This window comes from Aquibium oceanicum, assembly GCF_001889605.1.
Lineage (GTDB): Bacteria > Pseudomonadota > Alphaproteobacteria > Rhizobiales > Rhizobiaceae > Aquibium > Aquibium oceanicum.
The window spans coordinates 5,006,237-5,026,046 of the sequence record NZ_CP018171.1; the positions used below are offsets into that span (position 1 = coordinate 5,006,237).

General features: G+C 59.9%; 18 protein-coding genes and 4 pseudogenes. 11 read left to right on the forward strand and 11 right to left on the reverse strand.

Annotated features, from left to right (window positions below):
- Positions 1-39 precede the first annotated feature (39 nt).
- Positions 40-975: a LysR family transcriptional regulator gene (locus BSQ44_RS24570; protein ID WP_072607644.1), complete on the reverse strand. Its 936-nt coding sequence runs from the start codon at positions 973-975 to the stop codon at positions 40-42.
- 111 nt (positions 976-1,086) lie between these two features.
- On the opposite strand from BSQ44_RS24570, the gene BSQ44_RS24575 reads away from it, so the two are divergent.
- Both BSQ44_RS24575 and BSQ44_RS24580 read left to right on the forward strand, forming a co-directional pair.
- The gene (locus BSQ44_RS24575) at positions 1,087-1,530 is read left to right on the forward strand and encodes a cupin domain-containing protein (RefSeq protein WP_072607645.1); all 444 of its coding nucleotides are present in this window, start codon (positions 1,087-1,089) and stop codon (positions 1,528-1,530) included.
- 4 nt (positions 1,531-1,534) lie between these two features.
- Positions 1,535-2,335, forward strand: coding sequence for a glutathione S-transferase family protein (locus BSQ44_RS24580; RefSeq protein WP_072607646.1), 801 nt, complete (start codon positions 1,535-1,537; stop codon positions 2,333-2,335).
- A 2-nt stretch (positions 2,336-2,337) separates the two neighbouring features.
- On the opposite strand, the pseudogene BSQ44_RS24585 reads toward BSQ44_RS24580, so the two are convergent.
- Positions 2,338-2,640, reverse strand: a pseudogene (locus tag BSQ44_RS24585) (transposase); the annotation flags it as partial.
- Between the two features lie 128 nt (positions 2,641-2,768).
- A pseudogene (locus tag BSQ44_RS24590) lies at positions 2,769-3,801 on the reverse strand (transposase).
- Between the two features lie 152 nt (positions 3,802-3,953).
- Here BSQ44_RS24590 and BSQ44_RS24595 point away from each other — a divergent pair.
- Both BSQ44_RS24595 and BSQ44_RS24600 read left to right on the forward strand, forming a co-directional pair.
- Positions 3,954-4,346, forward strand: a complete 393-nt coding sequence (locus tag BSQ44_RS24595) for a cupin domain-containing protein (protein WP_072607647.1) — start codon at positions 3,954-3,956, stop codon at positions 4,344-4,346.
- Between the two features lie 24 nt (positions 4,347-4,370).
- Complete coding sequence (locus BSQ44_RS24600; protein ID WP_210187904.1) at positions 4,371-4,988, forward strand: TetR/AcrR family transcriptional regulator; 618 nt, start codon at positions 4,371-4,373, stop codon at positions 4,986-4,988.
- Positions 4,989-5,125: 137 nt separating this feature from the next.
- Here the strand turns inward: BSQ44_RS24600 and BSQ44_RS24605 are convergent, their stop codons facing one another.
- Positions 5,126-5,611 (reverse strand): DedA family protein, encoded by a 486-nt coding sequence (locus BSQ44_RS24605; RefSeq protein ID WP_072607648.1) that lies wholly within the window; start codon positions 5,609-5,611, stop codon positions 5,126-5,128.
- A gap of 39 nt (positions 5,612-5,650) precedes the next feature.
- On the opposite strand from BSQ44_RS24605, the gene BSQ44_RS24615 reads away from it, so the two are divergent.
- Positions 5,651-6,840 (forward strand): IS3 family transposase gene (locus BSQ44_RS24615; protein WP_114579923.1). Its coding sequence is split into 2 segments (ribosomal slippage): positions 5,651-5,903 and positions 5,903-6,840, totalling 1,191 coding nucleotides; the frame shifts between segments, so codons are not numbered across the junction.
- Between the two features lie 636 nt (positions 6,841-7,476).
- A complete protein-coding gene (locus tag BSQ44_RS24620; protein WP_072607649.1) occupies positions 7,477-9,099 on the forward strand; it encodes a sensor histidine kinase in 1,623 nt (540 codons plus the stop codon).
- 93 nt (positions 9,100-9,192) lie between these two features.
- On the opposite strand, the gene BSQ44_RS24625 is transcribed toward BSQ44_RS24620, so the two are convergent.
- Positions 9,193-9,480, reverse strand: a complete 288-nt coding sequence (locus tag BSQ44_RS24625) for a hypothetical protein (protein WP_072607650.1) — start codon at positions 9,478-9,480, stop codon at positions 9,193-9,195.
- Positions 9,481-9,535: 55 nt separating this feature from the next.
- Positions 9,536-9,739, reverse strand: a pseudogene (locus BSQ44_RS24630) (transposase); the annotation flags it as partial.
- Positions 9,740-10,303: 564 nt separating this feature from the next.
- Between BSQ44_RS24630 and BSQ44_RS27945 the strand changes: the two are divergent.
- Positions 10,304-10,480, forward strand: coding sequence for a DUF982 domain-containing protein (locus BSQ44_RS27945; RefSeq protein ID WP_418202146.1), 177 nt, complete (start codon positions 10,304-10,306; stop codon positions 10,478-10,480).
- Between the two features lie 347 nt (positions 10,481-10,827).
- Here BSQ44_RS27945 and BSQ44_RS24640 read toward each other — a convergent pair whose 3' ends face one another.
- Positions 10,828-11,163 (reverse strand): DUF982 domain-containing protein, encoded by a 336-nt coding sequence (locus BSQ44_RS24640; RefSeq protein ID WP_072607652.1) that lies wholly within the window; start codon positions 11,161-11,163, stop codon positions 10,828-10,830.
- A gap of 732 nt (positions 11,164-11,895) precedes the next feature.
- Here BSQ44_RS24640 and BSQ44_RS27095 point away from each other — a divergent pair.
- The gene (locus tag BSQ44_RS27095; protein ID WP_157894688.1) at positions 11,896-12,054 is read left to right on the forward strand and encodes a hypothetical protein; all 159 of its coding nucleotides are present in this window, start codon (positions 11,896-11,898) and stop codon (positions 12,052-12,054) included.
- 536 nt (positions 12,055-12,590) lie between these two features.
- On the opposite strand, the gene BSQ44_RS24645 is transcribed toward BSQ44_RS27095, so the two are convergent.
- The 4 genes from BSQ44_RS24645 to BSQ44_RS24660 all read right to left on the reverse strand — a co-directional run bounded on the left by BSQ44_RS24645 (position 12,591) and on the right by BSQ44_RS24660 (position 17,229).
- Positions 12,591-13,010, reverse strand: a complete 420-nt coding sequence (locus BSQ44_RS24645) for a tripartite tricarboxylate transporter TctB family protein (RefSeq protein ID WP_157894689.1) — start codon at positions 13,008-13,010, stop codon at positions 12,591-12,593.
- A gap of 20 nt (positions 13,011-13,030) precedes the next feature.
- Positions 13,031-14,533 carry a tripartite tricarboxylate transporter permease gene (locus BSQ44_RS24650; RefSeq protein WP_335622614.1) on the reverse strand — a complete coding sequence of 501 codons (1,503 nt, stop codon included), beginning with the start codon at positions 14,531-14,533 and terminating at the stop codon, positions 13,031-13,033.
- A gap of 18 nt (positions 14,534-14,551) precedes the next feature.
- The gene (locus tag BSQ44_RS24655; RefSeq protein WP_072607655.1) at positions 14,552-16,150 is read right to left on the reverse strand and encodes a thiamine pyrophosphate-binding protein; all 1,599 of its coding nucleotides are present in this window, start codon (positions 16,148-16,150) and stop codon (positions 14,552-14,554) included.
- Between the two features lie 86 nt (positions 16,151-16,236).
- Positions 16,237-17,229 carry a Bug family tripartite tricarboxylate transporter substrate binding protein gene (locus BSQ44_RS24660; protein WP_072607656.1) on the reverse strand — a complete coding sequence of 331 codons (993 nt, stop codon included), beginning with the start codon at positions 17,227-17,229 and terminating at the stop codon, positions 16,237-16,239.
- Positions 17,230-17,545: 316 nt separating this feature from the next.
- Between BSQ44_RS24660 and BSQ44_RS24665 the strand changes: the two genes are divergently transcribed.
- The 3 genes and pseudogenes from BSQ44_RS24665 to BSQ44_RS24670 all read left to right on the forward strand — a co-directional run bounded on the left by BSQ44_RS24665 (position 17,546) and on the right by BSQ44_RS24670 (position 19,770).
- Complete coding sequence (locus BSQ44_RS24665; protein ID WP_083534913.1) at positions 17,546-18,454, forward strand: TauD/TfdA dioxygenase family protein; 909 nt, start codon at positions 17,546-17,548, stop codon at positions 18,452-18,454.
- Positions 18,455-18,792: 338 nt separating this feature from the next.
- Positions 18,793-18,921 (forward strand): annotated as a pseudogene (locus tag BSQ44_RS27950) (LysR family transcriptional regulator); the annotation flags it as partial.
- Between the two features lie 39 nt (positions 18,922-18,960).
- The gene (locus tag BSQ44_RS24670) at positions 18,961-19,770 is read left to right on the forward strand and encodes a LysR substrate-binding domain-containing protein (protein WP_235633306.1); all 810 of its coding nucleotides are present in this window, start codon (positions 18,961-18,963) and stop codon (positions 19,768-19,770) included.
- The last annotated feature ends 40 nt before the right edge of the window (positions 19,771-19,810 follow it).

A 19,810-nucleotide genomic window follows, 5' to 3' on the forward strand; every position in this document is an offset into this window, starting at 1 on the left:
GTTTGCTTTGCCCTCATCAAAGATGGATGTGGACTTCCGTCACTGGCTCTCTTCATCCAGAGCTTCCATGAGCTGGAAAATTCTTTCGCGCGTCCATTTGGCAAAGGGGGTGTTATCCGATCGCTTGTGCCATATTCCAACGATCAGCGGTGGTTCGATCTCCATCGGCGGCTCGAACACCCGCAACTTGAATGTTGTCGCAACCTTGTTTGCCAACTGCGCAGGAACCAGAGCGACAAGGTCGCTCTCGCTAACGGCACGGCACACGCCGGAGAACACTGGGACCGTCAGTGCCACCTGCCGCCGCCTGCCAACGCGTTCCAACGCAGCATCGCCCATGGCAGCCAGATTTCCTTCTGGCGAGAACAGGACATGATGGAGAGCACAGAAGATATCGATGGGCATCACTGGGGCGCCATCCAATCCGGCTAAGGAAGGGTTGCTCGCTCGGGCAATAACGCGGAAGGGTGAGCGGAACAGTGGCTGGCGATTGATCCACTCGGGCACTGTCATATCGGGAATGAGAGCGAGGTCAGCGTTTCGACGCTCGAGGCTCTGCACATAGTCATAAGGGACGAGATCAACGAGCTGCGCGCGTATTCCAGGCGCTGTCCGGTGCAGCAGATCGGCCAACTGCGGCATCAACAACTCGGCGAAGAAATCGCTGGCCGCGATCCTGAAAGTTCCACTTGCCGCCTTGGGATCGAACGCGGAGGGGGGCGATAGCATCGCCTCAAGCCGCTCGAGTTCTTCGTGTAATGGCCCCTTCAGCCGAGCAGCATAATCCGTCTCTACCAATCGGTTGCCTTGCCGGAGGAAAAGCGGATCTCCCAAAGCGTGGCGCAGACGGGATAGGGCCCCCGATACAGCCGATTGCGACAAACCCAACCTCGCAGCGGCTTTAATTGTTGATCCTTCTCGAAAGAGGGCATCAAGCACGCGCAGCAAGTTCAGATCGAGGGTGGCAAAATTCATCCAGCCGATATCCGTTATCGGGAAATACGGTTTGATGGATACCCTGCTGTCGGCTTAGTCTCATGTCAACGAAAGCGCTTTCGTTTCAGTCCCATCTGCAGGAGTGAAACGATGACGGATCTGACGACAGACTCGGGAGCCGTGGAATGGCTCGGGGTCAGGTATAAGACTATCCTCAAACCCGAAGAGACCGGCGGCTCGATGTCAATCGTTGACAGCTGGTCGCCTGCGGGAAGCGGACCGCCGCGCCACATCCACGAAGAAGAGGACGAAACTTTTGTGGTGATCACTGGGAGATGCAGGGTCTGGATCGAAGGAGACGAATCCGAGATCGGACCAGGCGAGACCGTGTTCATCCAACGCGGCAGGAACCACACGTTCAAAGTCACGGAGGACGGACCATCCAGACATCTCGTCATCCTGACGCCGGGGGGCTTCGAGGGCTTCTTTACTGACATGGCAGAAGGCCGATACCGGATTCCGGAGGATATGCCGGCAATCACGGAGGCGGCGAGACGACATAACCTGACCTTTACCGGACCGCCGCTGGATTGATCCCATGAGCATCAAGCCTATCGTCTACCACATTCCCGTTTGCCCATTCTCTCAACGGCTTGAGATCTTGCTGGCCCTGCGTGGCCAGCAGGGCGCTGTTGAGTTTCGGGTTGTCGACATCACAAAACCGCGCTCCCCGGAACTGCTCGCGAAGACACGCGGCACGACCTCGCTTCCGATCCTGGAAACGACTGATGGAAGGATCATCAAGGAGAGCCTCGTCATACTGCGCTATCTGGACGAAGCGCTCGAGGGGCGGATGCTGCGACGTGAAGATCCGATTCAACATGCAGTCGAATCGATGCTGATCGCTCGCGAGGGTTCCTTCACGACGGCAGGCTATCTGTTCGTCATGAATCAGAAACGTGAGCAACGCGATCAGTTTGAGGGCAGACTCCTCTCCATCTACCGAGAGATCAATGATTTCCTGATCAATCATAGTTCCAAAGGTCCGTACTTGTTCGAGAGTTTCGGACTTTCGGAGGCCGTCTTCACGCCGATGTTAAAACGGTTCTGGTTTCTCGAATACTACGAAAACTTCGAACTGCCGGGTAGCGCCGAGTATGATCGAGTGCGGGATTGGATTGACGCGTGCGTCGAACATGATGCTACCAACCAAGTCACCAAGGAAGAAGTCGTCAAACTCTACTACGACTATGCCCTTGGTGCGGGTAACGGAGCGCTTGTCGAGGGGCGGAACGTTTCAAGCTTTACGTTCTCGCCGCATTGGCACGACCGTCCATGGCCGCCTCGTGACAAGTACGCAGGATCTGCCACCGACACAGCACTTGGGCTAGATGTTTGATCTCAGGTTTTAACGGAAGCGTATCCGGCGTTGGCGAAGTAGTTTGCGCACTCTTGCGGCTCGATGGTGGAGACGAGATGGCCGACGTGGCGCCAGGTTTCCTCCCCGGTGCGCTTTTGGGCGTGACGCATCCAGTGTTTGATCTTGGCTAAAGCCTGCTCGATCGGATTGAGGTCCGCGGAGTAGGGCGGCAGGTACCAGAGCCTTGCGCCGGCATCCCGGATCATCTGCCGCACCGCGGCCGACTTGAATGAGCCGAGATTGTCCATGACCACGATGTCGCCGGGTTCGAGTGCGGGCACGAGCTAAACACCCGCAACAACCGGATGATTTGGGCGGTCGATACCGCGACTGCCGCTCTGAGCGCGTGTTTTTCGGCACCCTGATCGGATCGGGGCCATTCCAGCGTGCTTCTGGCCGTTTTCGGACAGACTCATCCCGTGGCCGTGCAGCGCACGTGGAAGATCAGACGTTCCATGTTGTAGGCGATGTTGGCCAGCGTCATTTTCGCCTCCGCGCGTGCGATGCCAATGGTGCGGATGAAGAGGCCGAAACGGACCTTCTGATGCGCGAAGACTTGCTCGACGGCGGGGCGGATCGAAGATTTCCTCGCGTTCGCTCGGGCGGTCGCCTCAGGCATCGGCTTGCCCGCGGGCTTGCGCTGGTGGATGCGGCTCGTCAGCATCCTGTCCGTCAGCCACTTCTCGTTCTTCTGGCTGCGATAGGCGCTTGAGTTGCCGCCCGTCGGCTGTCGATGCCGACGCCACCGCCGCCTCGCGGATGAAACCGAAGCGCCGGTCGATGCTGATGTGGCTCTTGTAGCCGAAGACCGGCGTCGCGATCATCGGCAGCGGCGTCCCGTCCGGGCGATACCGCACCTTACCGCCGACCTTCAGGGTCCAGCGGGCATCGACGTCCTTCTGGGCCGCCTTGGCCGGCTCGTCGGGCCAGATCTCCCGAGCGGACTTGCCCTCCTTGATCGCCTCCTTCTCGCCTTCGGTATTCCGTTGCTTCGGCGCCGGCACCAGTGAGGCGTCAACGATCTGGCCCGACATGGGGATGTAGCCCTTCTTGTGGAGCTGCCAGTCGAAGGCCTTCATCACCCGCTTCAGCGTCCCCGTCTCGGTCAGCCTGTTGCGAAAGTGCCGGATGGTGTTTTCGTCGGGCGTCGGCGCGCCGAGATCGAAGCCGAGGAACCGCATCCAGGAGAGCCGGTCACAGATCATGAATTCCATGCGCGCGTCGCTGAGATTGTGCTGCGCCTGCAGGATCAGCGCCTTGAACATCGACACCGGGTCGAACGGCGGCCGACCGCCCTTTTAACCATCGCCGTAGCCGAGCCCCTCGACCAGCCAGCCGCGGAAATACTCGAAATCCACCGTCGCCTCGAGCGTTTCCAGCGGATCGCCCGTCTTCTTCAGACGCTCCAGATGCTCGGAGAGACCAAAGAGAGACCGCTGTTCAATTGCCCTGCCTCCAAATCACCACAGGGTAAGTGAATCACGAAATCTGAGACCGCGCGAGGTTGCGGCGGGTGCCCAGCTTGACCTAAGGGTAGATAGGTGTATCGTACGATTAGACCGATCGGTCTAATGTCAATTGGGAATGGAGAAACGATATGCGTGTTGCCAAGGACCAAGTTGATATCCAGATGCAAATCCCCGGTGCCACTATCCGCCAACAGAAGAATTTCGGCGACGCCACAGGATATGGCGAGATCAGCGGCGAGTATTTCACGTTGGCGAAAGGTGTGGACACGACACCGCTCATTCAGGGCCTGCACGGTAATGTTTGTCACTGTCCCCATTGGGGATTCGTGGTGAAGGGTAAACTCACGACGACCGACATAGCGGGGAACCGAGAGACCGCCAGCACCAATGATCTATTCTATTGGCCGCCCGGCCATAATGTGCAGGTTGAAGAGGATGCAGAAATCGTCATGTTCAGTCCGCAACATCAACATAGTTTGGTAATCGAGCACATGAACTGGATGGCAAAAGGCTGCTGCTAGTTCTCTGCATATAATGGAGAATGAATGGAGACGATACCGTCGAGCAGCAACGAACGCGTACTAGAGATGCATACAACTAAGCGTCGTTTGATAGATGCTGGCCTAGTGATGCTTCTGAAGCACGGCTACAACGATCTTGGAATACAGGCGCTGCTCGCGGTTACCTGCCTCCCCAAGGGTTCATTCTATCATCATTTCAAGGACAAGGAGGACTTTGCGTTACAGGTTCTCGACAGCTACATGGCGCAGGTTCATGCCGGACTTGATGAGTGCCTTTCAGACCTAACCCGCCGGCCTCTAGAGCGCATTCGAGCCTTCTTTGAATCAACGCGACAATCGTACGGCGATGAGGGGTATATGGGGTGCCTTATCGGGGGACTTGGCCAAGAACTATCCGGCATTAGCGATCTTTTTCGCCACAAGATCGAGGGGTGCTTTTCAGCGATCGCGACACGAATGGCTGATTGCTTGGAGGAAGCCCGGCAGGAAGGAGATATCCCTTCCGATTGCGATGTCCGCGAAATGGCTGACCTGCTCGTCAACTGTTGGGAGGGTGCAGCTCTGCGCAGCCGGCTCCGGCGGAGTCCAGATTCTCTGAACTCGATGCTCGACTTCTATATCCGCGCCGTAGCTGTTGGTTGACTGCCATTCACGCAGGGCATTTGTCCAATGAAACAGAATTAGAGATTCTGTTTCATACACTCGAATCCCGCAGTCGGCGATCCATCCATGTCCATTATCCTAGAGAGAAAGCCTGATGTGGGCGGGATGCACCACACTCAGGCATCCTTAGATACCTTCCTGCGGAATGTAATCACCCGATAGACATACCAGAGCACAATCCCGGCAATGATCACGTTCGACACCGGACCTACCCAGTCGGCAACCGCCGTGTATTGTGATTCAAGGAGATAACCTGCCGTCGCCAAGAATCCGGTCCATACGCTTGTCCCGATTGCTGAGTAGGTTAGGAACGGTCCTAGCCGCATGCCAGATACGCCAGCGGGAACCGAAATAAAGGTTCGCACTGCGGGGACGAGTCGGCCCAAAAGCACGGCTTTGCCGCCGTGCTTTTGAAACCAAGCTGACGAGCGATCAATTTCATCAGGTGTAATCGTAAGCCATCGGCCATGCTTTCGCGACCACTGCTTGAGACGATCCGCTCCTACCCAGACGCCGATATAGTACCAAAGCAAAGCTCCTAGAAGGGACCCAATGGCTCCGGCGATCAGAGCCAGTGACCTGCCACTGAGTTTTTCCTCCACCTGGAGTTAGAGTCCGGCTCTCGATCGAAGGACGGACAGATGAAGCGAAAGCGATTTACGGAAGAGCAGATCATCGGGGTTCTACGCGAGCACGAGGCGGGTGCGAAGGCAGGTGACCTGGCCCGCAAGCACGGGGTCTCTGAGGCGACGCTGTATAACTGGAAGGCGAAGTATGGCGGCATGGACGTGTCCGACGCCAAGCGCCTGAGGGCTTTGGAAGACGAGAACGGGAGGCTGAAGAACCTGCTCGCCGAGCAGATGCTGGAAGCCTCGGCCCTTCGCGAGCTCCTGTCAAAAAAATGGTAGGGCCCGCCGCCAAGCGCGAAGCCGTCGCGCATCTGCAGGCCGTCATGGGTCTGTCGGAGCGTCGGGCCTGTTCCATCGTCGGTGCCGATCGCACGATGATCCGCTACCAGTCGTGCCGGGCGCCGGAGACCGAACTGCGCGGCCGGCTGCGCGATCTCGCCAACGAGCGCCGGCGTTTCGGCTATCGGCGCCTGTTCATCCTGCTGCGGCGCGAGGGCGAGCCATCAGGGATCAACCGCATCTATCGGCTCTACCGCGAGGAGGGGCTGACAGTGCGCAAGCGCCGGGCGCGGCGACGCGCGGTGGGCACGCGGGCGCCGATCCTGGTCGAGGCGAGGCCGAACGCGCGTTGGTCGCTGGACTTCGTGCACGACCAGTTTGCCTGCGGGCGGCGGTTCCGCGTGCTCAACATCGTCGACGACGTGACCCGCGAATGCCTGGGCGCCATCCCCGACACGTCGATCTCCGGTCGTCGGGTGGCCCGTGAGCTGACCGATCTGATCAGCCGTCGCGGCAAGCCGGACATGATCGTTTCCGACCACGGCACGGAGTTCACCTCGAACGCGATCCTCGCCTGGTCGAAGGATCATCGCGTCGAATGGCACTACATCGCGCCGGGCAAGCCCATGCAAAACGGTTACGTCGAATCCTTCAACGGCCGGATGCGCGACGAACTCCTGAACGAGAGCCTGTTCTTCGGCCTCGACCACGCCCGCAACGCCATCGCCGAGTGGCGGCAGGACTTCAACTCTGCGAGACCTCATTCCTCGCTCGGATACCAGACCCCGGCGGCCTTCGCCGGAACTCTCGCCGCAACCGCCTCCGACGCTTCGCTCGATAAGGGCTTCGCGTCTCCACCGGTTGCTCGAACCGCGCCCTACGGCGTAACAGAAACGGCCAAGGCTCTAACCGCCGCTGGATGAAAGTTCAGTGGCAGGTCACCAGGAAGAAGCTCATTTCTCCCCTCGCCGCCGTAAACCCGGCAAGAGGCATTACCAGCTCGGAAGGGATAGGAGGAAAGACGTTCTCCGCGAACATCATAAGGGCGAGCGCTGGCAAGCCACCGACTTTGATCAATGATGTCACCCAACCAAACATGGCCTATCCCCTATACTCAGAACTGAACCGATGGTGACAGCGTAAGGTTCCGACCGTGTCAGAAGACCATCCCAGCTCAGCTGATGGGACGATCAGCCAGAACAGCAGAGCCCATAGACAATCACGCCCGGTTCTGCGCTATCCGGTATAGGCGACAATCTTGGGCATCCTCGGTCGCATCTGGTCGGCTACAACTCGCCAATGGCTGCTGGCCGTCTAATAACCTGTGAATATGAAACAGCAATTCTGTTTCGGACCACTCACGGGAGCTCCCTCGCACATAAGGCCGATTCCATGGTACGCAGAGCCCAAGTTATGCGATCCAAGCGGACCATTGCGACGTAGATTCAGGGATCATAAAACATGAGGTGATGTGAGGTCTGCAGCTGCGGGGGATCAAGGTGCTAGCCAAAGGCATTCAGCTTCTTCGTAGGGGAGGTTCAGCCAGCTTGCGGTCATATATGATCGGGCTTGCTCTTCTCACCACCGCGCCATTGGCGATCTTTTCGGCCCTGCTGGTCAATGAATTGCGGGAGGGGGAGTACCAGGCGCTCCAGCGGAGGACCATTCGTGAAGCGGAGGCGATCTCTCGTCTGGTGGAGCGCCAACTGCACGACATGTCGATCACGCTCAGGCTGCTTGAAGTCGCGCCCGAATTGCCACTTCAGAACTTCGAAGAATTCCATGATCGCGCTCAGCTCGCGCTGCGTGGAAGCAGCTGGAACCTGCTTCTCTTAAACGCTGAAGGGGATCAACTCCTCAACACCCGAGTGGACTACGGCACCCCATTGGGCAAGACCGCCAACTTGGAGGCATATCGACAAGCGCAGAGTTCCGGACAGATGGTCGTTTCCGACCTGTTTTACGGACGCGTCAGTGAGACATGGGTCTATAACATTACCAAAGTTGTCGATGCAGCAGGGGTGTCGCAGGGCTCGCTAGGGCTGATTCTGACGCAGAATGCCAGCGATCTCATCGAAGCTATCGGGGAGCGTACTTTTCCCTCCGGATGGCACTACGCTGTCGTTGACGGCTCCTCAAAGGTGGTGGCTTCAAGCAACGGTATCAAAGCTGGCGATCCCATCCCCGCTGAATTGCAGGCGCAGGCAAGGTCTCTCGCTATCCTGCGCAATGCCCGTAACGAGAATACATTCGGCTACGCCAAAATCGCAGGAGCTCCGTGGGAAACAATCGTTTGGGGGCCAACGGCTTCCGCTGCAGCGCCTATTCAGAAGGCGTGGCTGGACCTGATCCTTCTCGGCCTACTGTTTTTCGTACTTTCGGTGATCTCCGGCGCGGCATTTGGATACACCCTTCGACGGTCAATCCGAGAGATTGCTCGTCGGGCCAATCAAGTCGGTCATGGCGAAATAATAGCCCCGCTGCAGACCGGCATCCGGGAAATCAATCAGGTTTCGGTCGCTTTGTCGGAAGCGTCGTTTGACCGAAGCCAGGCGCACGATCAGCTGCAGACGGTACTGCGGGAAATGTCCCACCGGATCAAAAACATCATTCAGATTACGCAGGTTTTGATCCGGCAGAGCGCCCGCCACTTCGAATCCAAGGAGGAATTCCTTGACGTCGTGCTCGGACGTCTAAACGCCTTGGGCCAATCTGTGGAATTGCTCAGTTCTCAAACGAGAGCAACGCCGATGTTTGGCGAGCTGATCGACCTCCAATTGCAAAGCTTCATCGATAACCCTGAGCGCGTGCGGAAAAGCGGTGAGGATTTTCAAATGGCAGGCGATGCCGTCCGCGATCTCGGGATGATCTTGCATGAGCTGGCGACCAACGCGACCAAGTACGGTGCGTGGTCAGACCCCGGTGGTCGAGTCGAGATTAGCTGGGACGTACGCCAGAAAGAGGACGGGGAAGTGCTCCAGCTCACATGGGTGGAGGTGGACGGTCCGCCTGCGCGCGAGGCAATGACGAATGGCTTCGGCTCAAGGCTGATCGAAACGACGGTATCGCAGCTTCGCGGCTCCTCAAGCAGGGAGTTTCTGGGGGCCGGTGTAGTGTGGACGTTTGAATTTCCGAATCAGGCAGTAGCCGATACCATAGAGGGGGCGTCTACGGCAGCGTAGTGCCACCGACCGAGGGAAACCCCTGGCGGGAAACGAAATTCGCAATAATATTTTTGATTGAGTGCGGACCGCACAAACACGCTTTTGAAGAACTCAGTTGCGTTCGCCGACGAAGCCTGACTCGTCGCCGTTGTGTATGTAGAAGTGCCCGACGACGCGGCCGGCGGTGCCGATTGCGGCCCATCCGCGACCGCGGGCGGGGTAGTCCTCCTCCTCACTTTCCCACGAGAAATCCACGCAGGCGGATCCGTCTCTTGCACCGTAGCGGACATCGAGGAAGCCCATGAGCGCGCCGAAGGCGATTTCACCGTCCATCGCACCCTCACAGTCGAGATGCGCCTCGCCGACGAGGTCGAGACAGTCGTTGTCCCAAGTGTCCATCTCGACGATGCGCCAGCGGCCGGCGAAGGCCTTTGCGAAGGGGGAGCCTTGACCATCAGCCGGTCTCCGTCACGAGCTTGGGCAGCCGCACCAGATTGTAGGCGGCGGCCGCGAAGATGAACGCCCATCCGACACGGTTGCAACCGCGGAACTTCGTCTTGTCCTGACCGGCGACGGTTTTGATCCAGCCAAACGCCTCCTCAATGCGCTTCCTGACGCGCTGGGTGGTGACATAGCCGCCGAGCCGGGTCGTGCGGCGAAACGGCGTGTGGATGTGAACTGTTGTGCGGCGCTCATGTAGGCAACGAGCGCAGATGCGGCAATCGGGCCGACCCCCGGCGCCATCGCCAGACGCTGGCTGACCTCGTTGCCCTTGTGCCAAGTAATTATCTCGGCTTCGACGGCTGGGAGCGATAGCTTGTGCTGTTGAGGAACTCGCAAAGGCTTTGGGAACTCCAGCTTCGTCGCTCAACGGCTAGTCACCGGAATAAAGGCGCTTGTTCAAGTGAAAATTTTGGTGCGTCGCGCAGCAACAAGACAAGGTGCAAACCAGTTAGCCTTGGTCTGCCTGCTTCTGACCATAGACGACTGACACGCGCCAGTAAGGCATACCGGCGAGCGCTGCCGATCCCGTATAGTATCTAGTTCCTAACGGTGCAGATAGTCGTCGGACGACCAAGATGCCCGACAATGGCAGACCACCAGACCATGCAAGCCTATGGCCGGCTCGTAACAGATCGAAAAGATGATATCTAATGGAGACAGGTTGGTTCGATATTCCGCGGTTATGATCGCGATCAAAGGTGTCGGCATTAGGTGTATCATGAGCGCGAGGGAGGCCGCTGTCATTCTTGGGGAACAATGGCCGGCGGAAAGCGGGCGGAAAAATGAAATCGCGCTGAAGGCATGCTACAGCGTCATACACGGCTACGTTGCACCCGTCATTTGCCGGCGCGCATTCGAAGCTGCCGCGCGAGAAGCAGGCTTCTTGCTGGAGTAGCGCCGATAGAGAGGGGTCAGGAGGCCTCCGGATGCCATTAGCAGCGCTGGCCGGCCGGAAGGTCGCCGTTCCTAACAATTCGTGTTATGATCGGCCATCGTCGGAAGTTGCGTTGGCAGCCGGCGATAGAGAGACGCCTTCATCCCTGTGAGCGCTCCCGCCGAACAGCCTGAGGAGCATCCCATGCTGGATATCAGGGCAAATTGCACTCATTGCGGAGCTAGCAACCATCTCACGGTGGAAGGCGCGATCTTCTCTATCGAGGAAGTATGTTGTTCGAGGTGCCTAGCGCCCCTTGAATCCTGGGGAAGCCTGAAGTTTGCGTGTGATGACCCTGGGCCTCAGGTCTATGGACCTGATACCGATCTTATTTTGCCCCCCTTAGGCCAGTTCTTCTTGAAGCCCTCTCGCGCTACTGACTTCGGCGGTTCGCTGAGAAGGATACCAGCTTCGTCTGCGGCATCTGCGAACGCCTTCCTTGCGCGTGTCAGGGTGCCAACGGTGAAGGCACTTTCCATGGACTGCAGGACGGCTTTGCGCGCGGCCAGGTGCTTTTTGGTCCAGTTGGTCGGCCAGTCGGTGAGAAGGATCTCCGCCGCCTTTTCTGGCGACGTTACGGCATGTGCGACGTTGCCGGCGCGGCCGAGAGAAACGCGGACGGGCGGTGAAAACTGGCCGGGCATACGCACACCTCACTAGACGGCGACTCAACCCGGCACGCGCCGCCGGGTTCCCGCCGATCGATTGCGATGGTCACATCCCCGCCGGGAAAAAATGCCCGCCGAGCGATGGCGAGCTCGGCGGGCGCAACGCAGACAACCTTTAGGGGGAGGTTGTTCGATCATGTTCGCTCGAGAAAGTTAAGCAATCGTTCGCAAGTCCTTTACCATCATCGCATGCGGCCTCTCGGAAAGCAGGAACGTTGATCTCGTCACCCTATTTCATTCTCTATCCATAGGGGTATGGAATGAACGTGCTTGCCGCCTTATCGCTGTCATTCGTCGTGGGCTTCCTTGTCATGTCGTCGCTACTGGGGTTTCCGTGAAGCCCGCTGGATCCTATGGGTTTGAGGCAAGTTAATGCCGGCCGTCGCTTGCGAACCTTAAGTGGGGAAACCACCTGATGCCCCATCAACTGGTGGGAGACTGGCGGCCTGCACGTGGTATGCTGCTGGTCGCTTGATTTCGCACCAGGCGCGCGTGACTTTGGCGCTCGGTGCAACCTCCATAACATCACGAAAGGTCCGCACGCGATCCTTGAGTTTACCCGCGCAATGCTTAACGACGCGGGCACTCTGGCGCCCGGCGACGTCTATCCGGACTATTCTGCGGCTATCGTGTACTGTTAGAAGAAGAGGTGGAGCTTTGTCCTCGAATATGTGATGTAGACACTGCCTTGCTAACGGGATTAAGAGGATGCTACGTTCCCTCGGCAACTTACTCTTTAAAGCGGTGGTCGGTCTTACTAGCGGCATAGCCATTTTATTGATGATCTTTTTGAACTACAGCGGAGAGCAGGCTACCCATACCGGCGGCGATGAGTCGGGCTCGGTCGCTCCGCAAGAAGGTGACTGAACAGCGCATCCGGTTCGTCGGGCGCTGCACAGAAGCGCGGGGGAGCCTCGTTCTGAAGTAGGGAAACGTGGTAGCGCTCTAACTTTGATCGTGGCTGACCCGCGCTGGCAGTGGCGTGCAGCACATATGTTCGTTGCGCCATCATGACACAGCTAAACCGGATTTAGCGATTGGTAGGGCTCCGCCAGCGGCCGGCGGTGAGAACCACTTTCCGAGGATAAGACTGTTCGAAGCTCGCTGTCAGCAATCTGTTAGACATCGCGCAAGAAAGCCCAATAAAGGCAAAACAGCCAGTATCGATGGTCAGACAACCTTCACCGTTGATTTCGCTGTAGAATGCTACTCCCCTTGGGCGTACCAATCTCCCGCTTTCACCGAATGACCTCGATGACTTTAAGCGAGTCCGTTTCACGGATCTCGTGTCGCCGGCAGTTTTCGCCCCTCGATGCGTACATCACCACATCCGCCCAACGCGGTGCCATGATCGGGCACGAGGTGCCGATGCGCCGATACTTCTCCGCCACGATGCCGTGCTGTCAATCAAGCCCTACGAAAGGGACGAACGGGAGGCCGAGCGCCTTGATGAAGATCAGGTAGCTGAACACCGATAGCACCGCGGCTGTCACGAGCAGCGGTACCGGGCGAAACCTCGCCTCGGCGAACCCTGCGATCAACACGAGCGCGAACGTGGCGGGGACCAGGCCGGCGCTACGGATGAGGACGGCAAATGCAAGAAGGCTTCCGAATATTCCCGCCAAGGCTTTCAGCGGCGCCGTCAGTTCGCCCTCCGGCGAGCTCTTCTCGATTCCGATGAAGATGCCGAAGCCGATCATCACTACACCGAGCAAGATTGGCAGGACCCCTGGTCCAACGCTCATGAGATTGCCGAGCTCGAATTGGCTGCCCTCGACGGCGGCGAAGAGGCCGATGGATCCGAGACACGCGCCCGCAGCCAAGCTCTGGCTTCGCTGATTCGTCATGCGCCTGCTCCAAGACGCCGCTCGCGCATACGCTGACGAGGCGCAGCCGTCAGGCTCCAGATTGTCAGGAAGATGGCCATGCATAGAAAGGCGCCGCTGACCGGCTGCGTGAAGAAAACCGACAGATCGCCCCGGGCGATCAGCAGGGCGCGGCGCAGATGCTCCTCGATGAGCGGGCCGAGAATGAATCCGAGCAGAACCGGCGCCGCCGGCAGGCGCATGCGCATCATGGCCACTCCGACTGCACCAAAGACGATGACGAGGAACACGTCGAAGGAAAGATTGCGGATGCTGAACGCGCCGATGCACATGAAGAAGAGGATAGACGGCGCCAGCACGTGGTAGGGAATTGACAGCATCCGCACCCAGATGCCGATGAGCGGGATGTTGAGTATCAGGAGCAGCAGGTTTCCGATCCAGAAACTCGCGATCAAGCCCCAGAAGAGTTCGGGATTGGACGTGATCACGCCTGGACCGGGAATGATGCCGTGGATCATCAGCGCGGCAAGCATGAGCGCCATGACCCCGTCCCCGGGAATTCCGAGCGTCATCGTGGGGATAAAAGCGGCCTGCGCGGCCGCGTTGTTGGAGGCTTCGGGAGCGACGACTCCTTCGATCGCCCCCCTGCCGAAGCGCGACGGATCCTTGGACACCCGCTTTTCCAGCGCGTAGGCGATGAAGGAGGCGATCGCGGAGCCGGTGCCCGGAAGTATGCCGAACCCCACACCCACGGCGGTGCCTCTCAGCGCCGGCCCCACCGACGATTTCATCTCGGATCTGCTCGGTACCATCGAGCGCCATGAAATCCTGCGCGCCGTCGCGGCCTCGCGCGGACGCGCATAGTTCGCCACGACCTCGGCGACGCCGAACAGCCCCATCGCGATGGGAACCAGGCTGATGCCGTCGAAAAGCGGCTGGAGGCCGAACACGAACCGCCGCTCGCCGGACATGACGTCGGTTCCCACCATGCCCAGCAACAGACCGAAGACCACCATTGCCAGCCCCCGCAAGGGCGATTCCGCCGATATGGTGGACGCGGCGACCAGCCCGAGCACCATCATCGAGAAATACTCGGGAGAGCCGAAACCCAGCGCCACACGGGCGAGCAGCGGAGCGCAGATGGTCATCACGATGATGGCGATGGTAGCTCCGAAGAAGGACGCTATCGTCGTGATGAACAGGGCGAGCCCCGCGCGGCCCTGCTGCGCCATGGGATAGCCGTCGAGACAGGTGACCACCGAGGTCGACGTGCCGGGCAGGTTCAGCAGGATCGACGCCGTCGAACCGCCATACTGCGTTCCGTAGTAGATGCCGGCCAGCATCACCAGGGCATCCGTCGGCTGGAGGTAGAAGGTCAGCGGCAGCAGGATGGAGATCGCCGCCATTGGACCCATGCCGGGAAGGACGCCGATGAAGGTACCGAGCAGGACTCCGGCCATGCAGGCCAGAAGCGTGCTCAGCCCCAGGGCGGTTTGGAAACCGAGCGCTATGTTTGCCATGCTGTCCATCGGCCCGGCTCAGCCTCTTAGCGACAGAAGCTGCTTGCGATAGCCATGCGGGTTCACAACGACGTCGACCACCGCCGGCCTGTCGCTCGCGAACGCCGCCTTAAAAGCACCGTCCAGTTCTTCGGGCGCCTCGACGCGGAACCCCGCACAGCCGTAGCCCTCCGCGACCTTCGCGAAGTTCGAGGGCGAAAAGTCCACGCCCTTGTTGGCGAACTGCCGGCGCTCCTGCTTTGCGCTGATCAGCGTAAGCGAGGAATCGTTGAAAACGACGGTCACGGGACGGCAGTCGTGCTGGACCGCCGTCGCGAGCTCACCTGCGCACATCATGAGGCCGCCGTCGCCGGTGAAGGCGATGGCACGGCGGGAAGGATCGACGAGGCACGAGCCGAGTGCGGCGGGCAGGGCAAAGCCCATCGTCGCGAGGCCGCGCGACAGAAGTGTTTGTCGAGGCTCGTCACAGACCCAGTGATGCAGGACCGGCAGCATGTGTGCCCCCGCGTCGAGCGCGATCCTGGAATTCGACGGCGCATGGCGCCGGGCGGCGTCGACCACCATCTGCGGCGAGATCGGCCCCTCCCCCGAGGAATCACCCGCGGCGTGGAGATGCCTCTTGGTGGCCGCCAAGGCGTCCGCGTCCCAATCGGCCGCAACGCGTTGACCGGAAAGTTCCTCGACGATGGCAGCGATGTCGCCGATCAGGCTGACTTCGGGCTCCACGACGCGCCGGTCAACCACGTAGCGCGCGACCTCGATCACGGGCGCGTCGTAGCGCCATCGCGCCGGCGGAAACTCGATGGCGTCGAAGCCTATCATGACCATAAGGTCGGCCTCTCGCAAAGCCGCCTCCTCCGCCACGCCGCCGATATAGTGGCCCATGGTCAGCGGATGGCTGTCGGCCACCACGCCCTTGGCGCGATAGGTGGTGTAGACGGGCACGTTCCAGGCGTCGACAAGCGAACGCACCGCGCGCGAAGAGCCGTCGTCGCAAGTCTGGGAACCGACGATGATCACCGGGCGCCGGGCATCGGCCAGGCGTTTGCGCGCGGCCTCGACGGCGGCTGCCTCCGCACGGACAGGAGCCGGCGGGGCCGCGGACGGCACGTCCCTCACCGGAGCGGTCATGCCCTTGTTCGTCACTTCCAGATAGATCGGGCCGTTCGGCTGTCCGAAGGCCCGGTCGAGAAGTGCCCGCAGGTCCGGCCGGAATCCGTCCCCGTCGAGCCGACCCGCGCCACGCAGAAGCGGCTGCAGGATCGCCGTCTGGTCGATACGCTGATGCGACGAGAAATCCATCTCGGGGTCGAAGTGATCGGCGATCAGCAGCAGAGCCGCGCGATCGAGATGGGCATAGGCCACCGCATTGACGGCGCTGGTGAGACCCGGCCCCCGGGTGGTCATGATGGCGCCGAGGCCGCCGGTGATCTCCGCCGTCACCGCGGCGGAGATACCGCCGGCATTCTCGGTGCGGCAAAGGACGAACCGGATCCCCGCCTTCTCGGCGGCATCGATGATGTCCAGCGCGCAATCGCCTCCAGGGATGCCGAAGATATGTCGAACCCCACGGTCTTTGAGGCCGCTGATGAGCGCACCCAGCCCTTGCTCGGTCATGAAACCTGCTCGAATGTTGAGAAATGAGGGAGAAAACCGACCCGCAACCGGTTGTAGGCGGCGGGTCGGCGCGATCCGTTTCCGACCTACTTCGGTTCGACGCCCGCGGCTGCGATGATCGCCTTCCAGCGCGTCGTCTCGTCGGCGATGAACGCTTTCGCGTCCTCTTGGCTGCCGCCCATCGGAATTGCATGGAGGTTCTTCATCTTCTCCGCGATGTCCTCACGCGACATGATCTCGTTCGTCGCCGCGTTCAGCTTGTCGGAGATGTCCTCAGGCGTTCCGGCAGGTCCTGCCAGCGCATACCAGACGATCGCCTGGAAGCCTTCGAGATTGCCGGCCTCCTCGATCGTCGGAGTATCCGGAAAGTCTTCCAGACGCTCACGCGTCCCGACACCCAGCATTTTGACGGACCCGTCCTCGAACGAAGCCATGTAGCCGGGAATGTTGTCCACGACCACCTGCACCCGTCCGGCGGAGAGGTCGACCCGCGTCGGCGCGGCGCCCTGGTAGGGCACGTGCACGATGTCGAGCCCGGCCATTGATTTCAGGAGTTCCAGTGACAGATGGCCGGAAGACCCGACGCCAGACGATGCGCCGCTGAGTTCCCCAGGATGCGCCTTGGCGTATTCGATGAATTCTGAGACCGTATTGGCCGGCACGTCCTTGTGTACGATCAGCGCGTTCGGGAACTTGGCCACGGTAACGATCACGTCCAGGTCGTCGGGCGAAAAGGCCATGTTCTTGTAGAGGAAGTGATTGGTAACGAAGGCACCGGGATTGGTCATCAGCAGCGTGTAGCCGTCCGCTTCGGCGTTCGCGACCGTCTCTGCACCGATGTTGCCCGATGCACCTGGCTGGTTCTCGACGACGAACTGTTGGCCGAAGGTATCCGAATAGGCCTGGGCCAGGATACGGGCGACCGTGTCGGTGATTCCTCCCGGCGACCACGGCACGATGATCTTCACCGGCTTTTCGGGCCACGCGGCCTGCGCCTGGCCGGCGCTCAATGCGGCGGGGACTGCAAGCGCGAGAGCCATCGTAGCCGATGCGAACCAGCCCAACATCTTCTTTTTCATGTGTATCCTCCCACTGTCGGCAGGTTGACCTGCCGGATTTCGAAGCAGCAACCCGGCCTGCTAGAAAGCTGACCGTGCCCTGTCTGCCGAGCGCTTCAGTTTTTAGTTCAGTCTCCTCCCAGGAAACTGAAGGGGCGTTGCTGAGAACGTGCACTTCGGCACTGCAAAGCCTAGTCCGGGGTGCTGGCTTAGGGAATGAAGATACCCAGAATCATCTGGAATGCTGCTATGGCCTATAAGCACTTCCAATCGTTATCCCGCCGCCTAACTTTTCCGCCCAGTTCGGCTGAATTGCTCGTCCCGGGAGGAACCAAAGATGAGTCTAAAGCTTCGCCCACTGTGTGATAGTTTCGGCGCGGAAGTGCTTGATATCGATCTCTCCAAGCCTTTGGATAACGAGACCTTCTCCGAGATCGAAAACGCCTTCGACTCGACGTCCCTGCTGCTGTTTCGCGGGCAGACACTGTCGGAAGACGACCATGTCGCCTTGAGCCGCCGTTTCGGACCGTTGCAGGCGCATGTGCTGAAGCCTTACCTTTCCAACACGCACCCGGACCTGCTTGTCCTGTCGAACATCAAGGACAAGGGCCAGGCGGCCGGTATCGGCGACGCGGGCCAGATCTGGCACTCCGACACATCATATACGGAAACGCCTTGCCGATGCTCACTGCTGCTCGGCCGCGAGATACCGGAACCGGATGGTGACCGGACGTTTGGCGACACGATCTTCCGCAGCGCCTGCGCCGCCTTCGATGCGCTCCCGGCCGACCGCCAGGCGCAGCTCGAAAAGCTGACGGCGCCTCACTCCTACATCCATTATTACAAGCGCAAACAGGCCGAGGGCTCGGCCCGGCCCGATCTCACCTCGGAGCAGGTGAAGGAGGTCCCACCCGTGGACCATCCCGTCGTGATGAAACACCCGATCACCGGTCGCAAGGCGATCTATGTCAATCCGGGCTACACGATGAAGATCAACGAACTGCCGGAGAGCGAAAGCCAGTCGCTGCTCGCCGAACTCTTCGACTACCTGAACGAGCCGAGATTCGTCTACCGGCACAAGTGGCGTCCGGGCGACCTCATCATCTGGGACAATTACGCGACGCAGCACCTCGCCGTCGGCGACTATGCCCTTCCGCAGCGCCGGCTCATGCACCGGACCACCGTACTTCTTGGCGAGGATGCCAGGCGCCGCTTGACGGAATCCCGCCAGCGCCAGGCCGCCTGATCAGCCACACCGTCGCCTGGACGAATGGCAAGCCGCGATCAGGTAGCGGGCGGACGTACCGGGCGATCGAAGCAGCACATCCGAGCCTGTTGCATGCGGGCGAAGGTGAACGCCGCTCGCGGCCGTGCCCCATGATATGCGGGCGGAGCGAGCGGCATCTCCGGGAGCACGAAACTTTCTGATCACGGATCCGCCTTTGCGAGCGGCCGAGGTGCCTCCGACCTCACGCGGCGGCATGCAAACAGCAGAGACGATCGCCGGTCGCAGCTGTTAAGGCTCGTTCCCGGGATCGGGCATACGACTGGCCCCTGGCGCCGACGGCCGCGATCGGATCAGACATGCAGCTTCATCAGTTGAGATACGTTCTCGAAGTGTATCGCAGGGGCAATCATGTCTCGTCCGCCGCGGAGGCGTTGAACACCTCTCAACCGGGCATCAGCAGACAGATACGCCAGCTCGAGACCGAACTCGGTTTCGATATCTTCGAGCGGAGCCGCAGCAGGATCGTGAGCGTCACCGTCGCCGGCCTGGAGTTCATCGGCAGCGCCGAGCGCATCATCCGGAAGATCGAACAGATCCAGAGGATCAGCGGGGACAACAGCAAGGAGAGGGAAGGCCACCTGACGATCTCCACGACCCACACCTTCGCACGCTACGTCTTGCCCAACGTGATCGCGGGGTTCCTTCGCAAGGAGCCGAACGTGCAGATCGGATTGCTTCAGGCCGTCCCGTCCGAAGTCTGCGAAAACGTTCAGCAAGGGCGCGCGGAACTGGGCGTGACCACCGAGCCGCAGAAGAGCTTCCTCGGGCTCGTGTGGCTGCCGATCCTGAAGGTCAGGCGCATCGTGATCGCACCACCGGATCATCCAATCTCGAAGCTCGACAGAATTACACTCGAAGAACTCGCGAGATTTCCCCTGATTGGCCACGACAGCTATCGCAGTGGGGGACGGACCATCATGGATACCTTCACGGAACGAGGGATCAAACCGCTGGTACCCTTCGCAGGCATCCATTCCGATGTAGCCAAGACTTATGTCGGCATGGGTCTCGGGATCGCGATCACAGCCTCAATGGTCTATGATCCCGAGCGGGACAGCGATCTTGTCTCCCGCGACGTAAGCGATCTGTTTCCATCGACGACCGCCTATGTGACGTTCCGTCGAAGCTCGTTCCTGCGAAAGATCGAAATCGATTTCATGAAACAGCTGTCACCCGGATTGACCCGGCAGCAGATACGCGAGAGCCGGGAGAAGAGCCGCTTCTATCCCCTGGAGGATTCCGGGGACCGTTCAGAGGGCCGCAGTACGACTTGAAGATGCTGATGACCCCGGATGGCGGGCGACAGCGATCAAG

Excerpts from the sequence above, each read along its gene's own strand:
- BSQ44_RS24570 (WP_072607644.1), bottom strand. The coding sequence starts at position 975 with ATGAATTTTGCCACCCTCGATCTGAACTTGCTGCGCGTGCTTGATGCC.
- BSQ44_RS24575 (WP_072607645.1), top strand. The coding sequence starts at position 1,087 with ATGACGGATCTGACGACAGACTCGGGAGCCGTGGAATGGCTCGGGGTC.
- BSQ44_RS24580 (WP_072607646.1), top strand. The coding sequence starts at position 1,535 with ATGAGCATCAAGCCTATCGTCTACCACATTCCCGTTTGCCCATTCTCT.
- BSQ44_RS24595 (WP_072607647.1), top strand. The coding sequence starts at position 3,954 with ATGCGTGTTGCCAAGGACCAAGTTGATATCCAGATGCAAATCCCCGGT.
- BSQ44_RS24600 (WP_210187904.1), top strand. The coding sequence starts at position 4,371 with ATGGAGACGATACCGTCGAGCAGCAACGAACGCGTACTAGAGATGCAT.
- BSQ44_RS24620 (WP_072607649.1), top strand. The coding sequence starts at position 7,477 with ATGATCGGGCTTGCTCTTCTCACCACCGCGCCATTGGCGATCTTTTCG.
- BSQ44_RS24625 (WP_072607650.1), bottom strand. The coding sequence starts at position 9,480 with ATGGACACTTGGGACAACGACTGTCTCGACCTCGTCGGCGAGGCGCAT.
- BSQ44_RS27945 (WP_418202146.1), top strand. The coding sequence starts at position 10,304 with ATGAGCGCGAGGGAGGCCGCTGTCATTCTTGGGGAACAATGGCCGGCG.
- BSQ44_RS24640 (WP_072607652.1), bottom strand. The coding sequence starts at position 11,163 with ATGCCCGGCCAGTTTTCACCGCCCGTCCGCGTTTCTCTCGGCCGCGCC.
- BSQ44_RS27095 (WP_157894688.1), top strand. The coding sequence starts at position 11,896 with ATGCTACGTTCCCTCGGCAACTTACTCTTTAAAGCGGTGGTCGGTCTT.
- BSQ44_RS24650 (WP_335622614.1), bottom strand. The coding sequence starts at position 14,533 with ATGGCAAACATAGCGCTCGGTTTCCAAACCGCCCTGGGGCTGAGCACG.
- BSQ44_RS24655 (WP_072607655.1), bottom strand. The coding sequence starts at position 16,150 with ATGACCGAGCAAGGGCTGGGTGCGCTCATCAGCGGCCTCAAAGACCGT.
- BSQ44_RS24660 (WP_072607656.1), bottom strand. The coding sequence starts at position 17,229 with ATGAAAAAGAAGATGTTGGGCTGGTTCGCATCGGCTACGATGGCTCTC.
- BSQ44_RS24665 (WP_083534913.1), top strand. The coding sequence starts at position 17,546 with ATGAGTCTAAAGCTTCGCCCACTGTGTGATAGTTTCGGCGCGGAAGTG.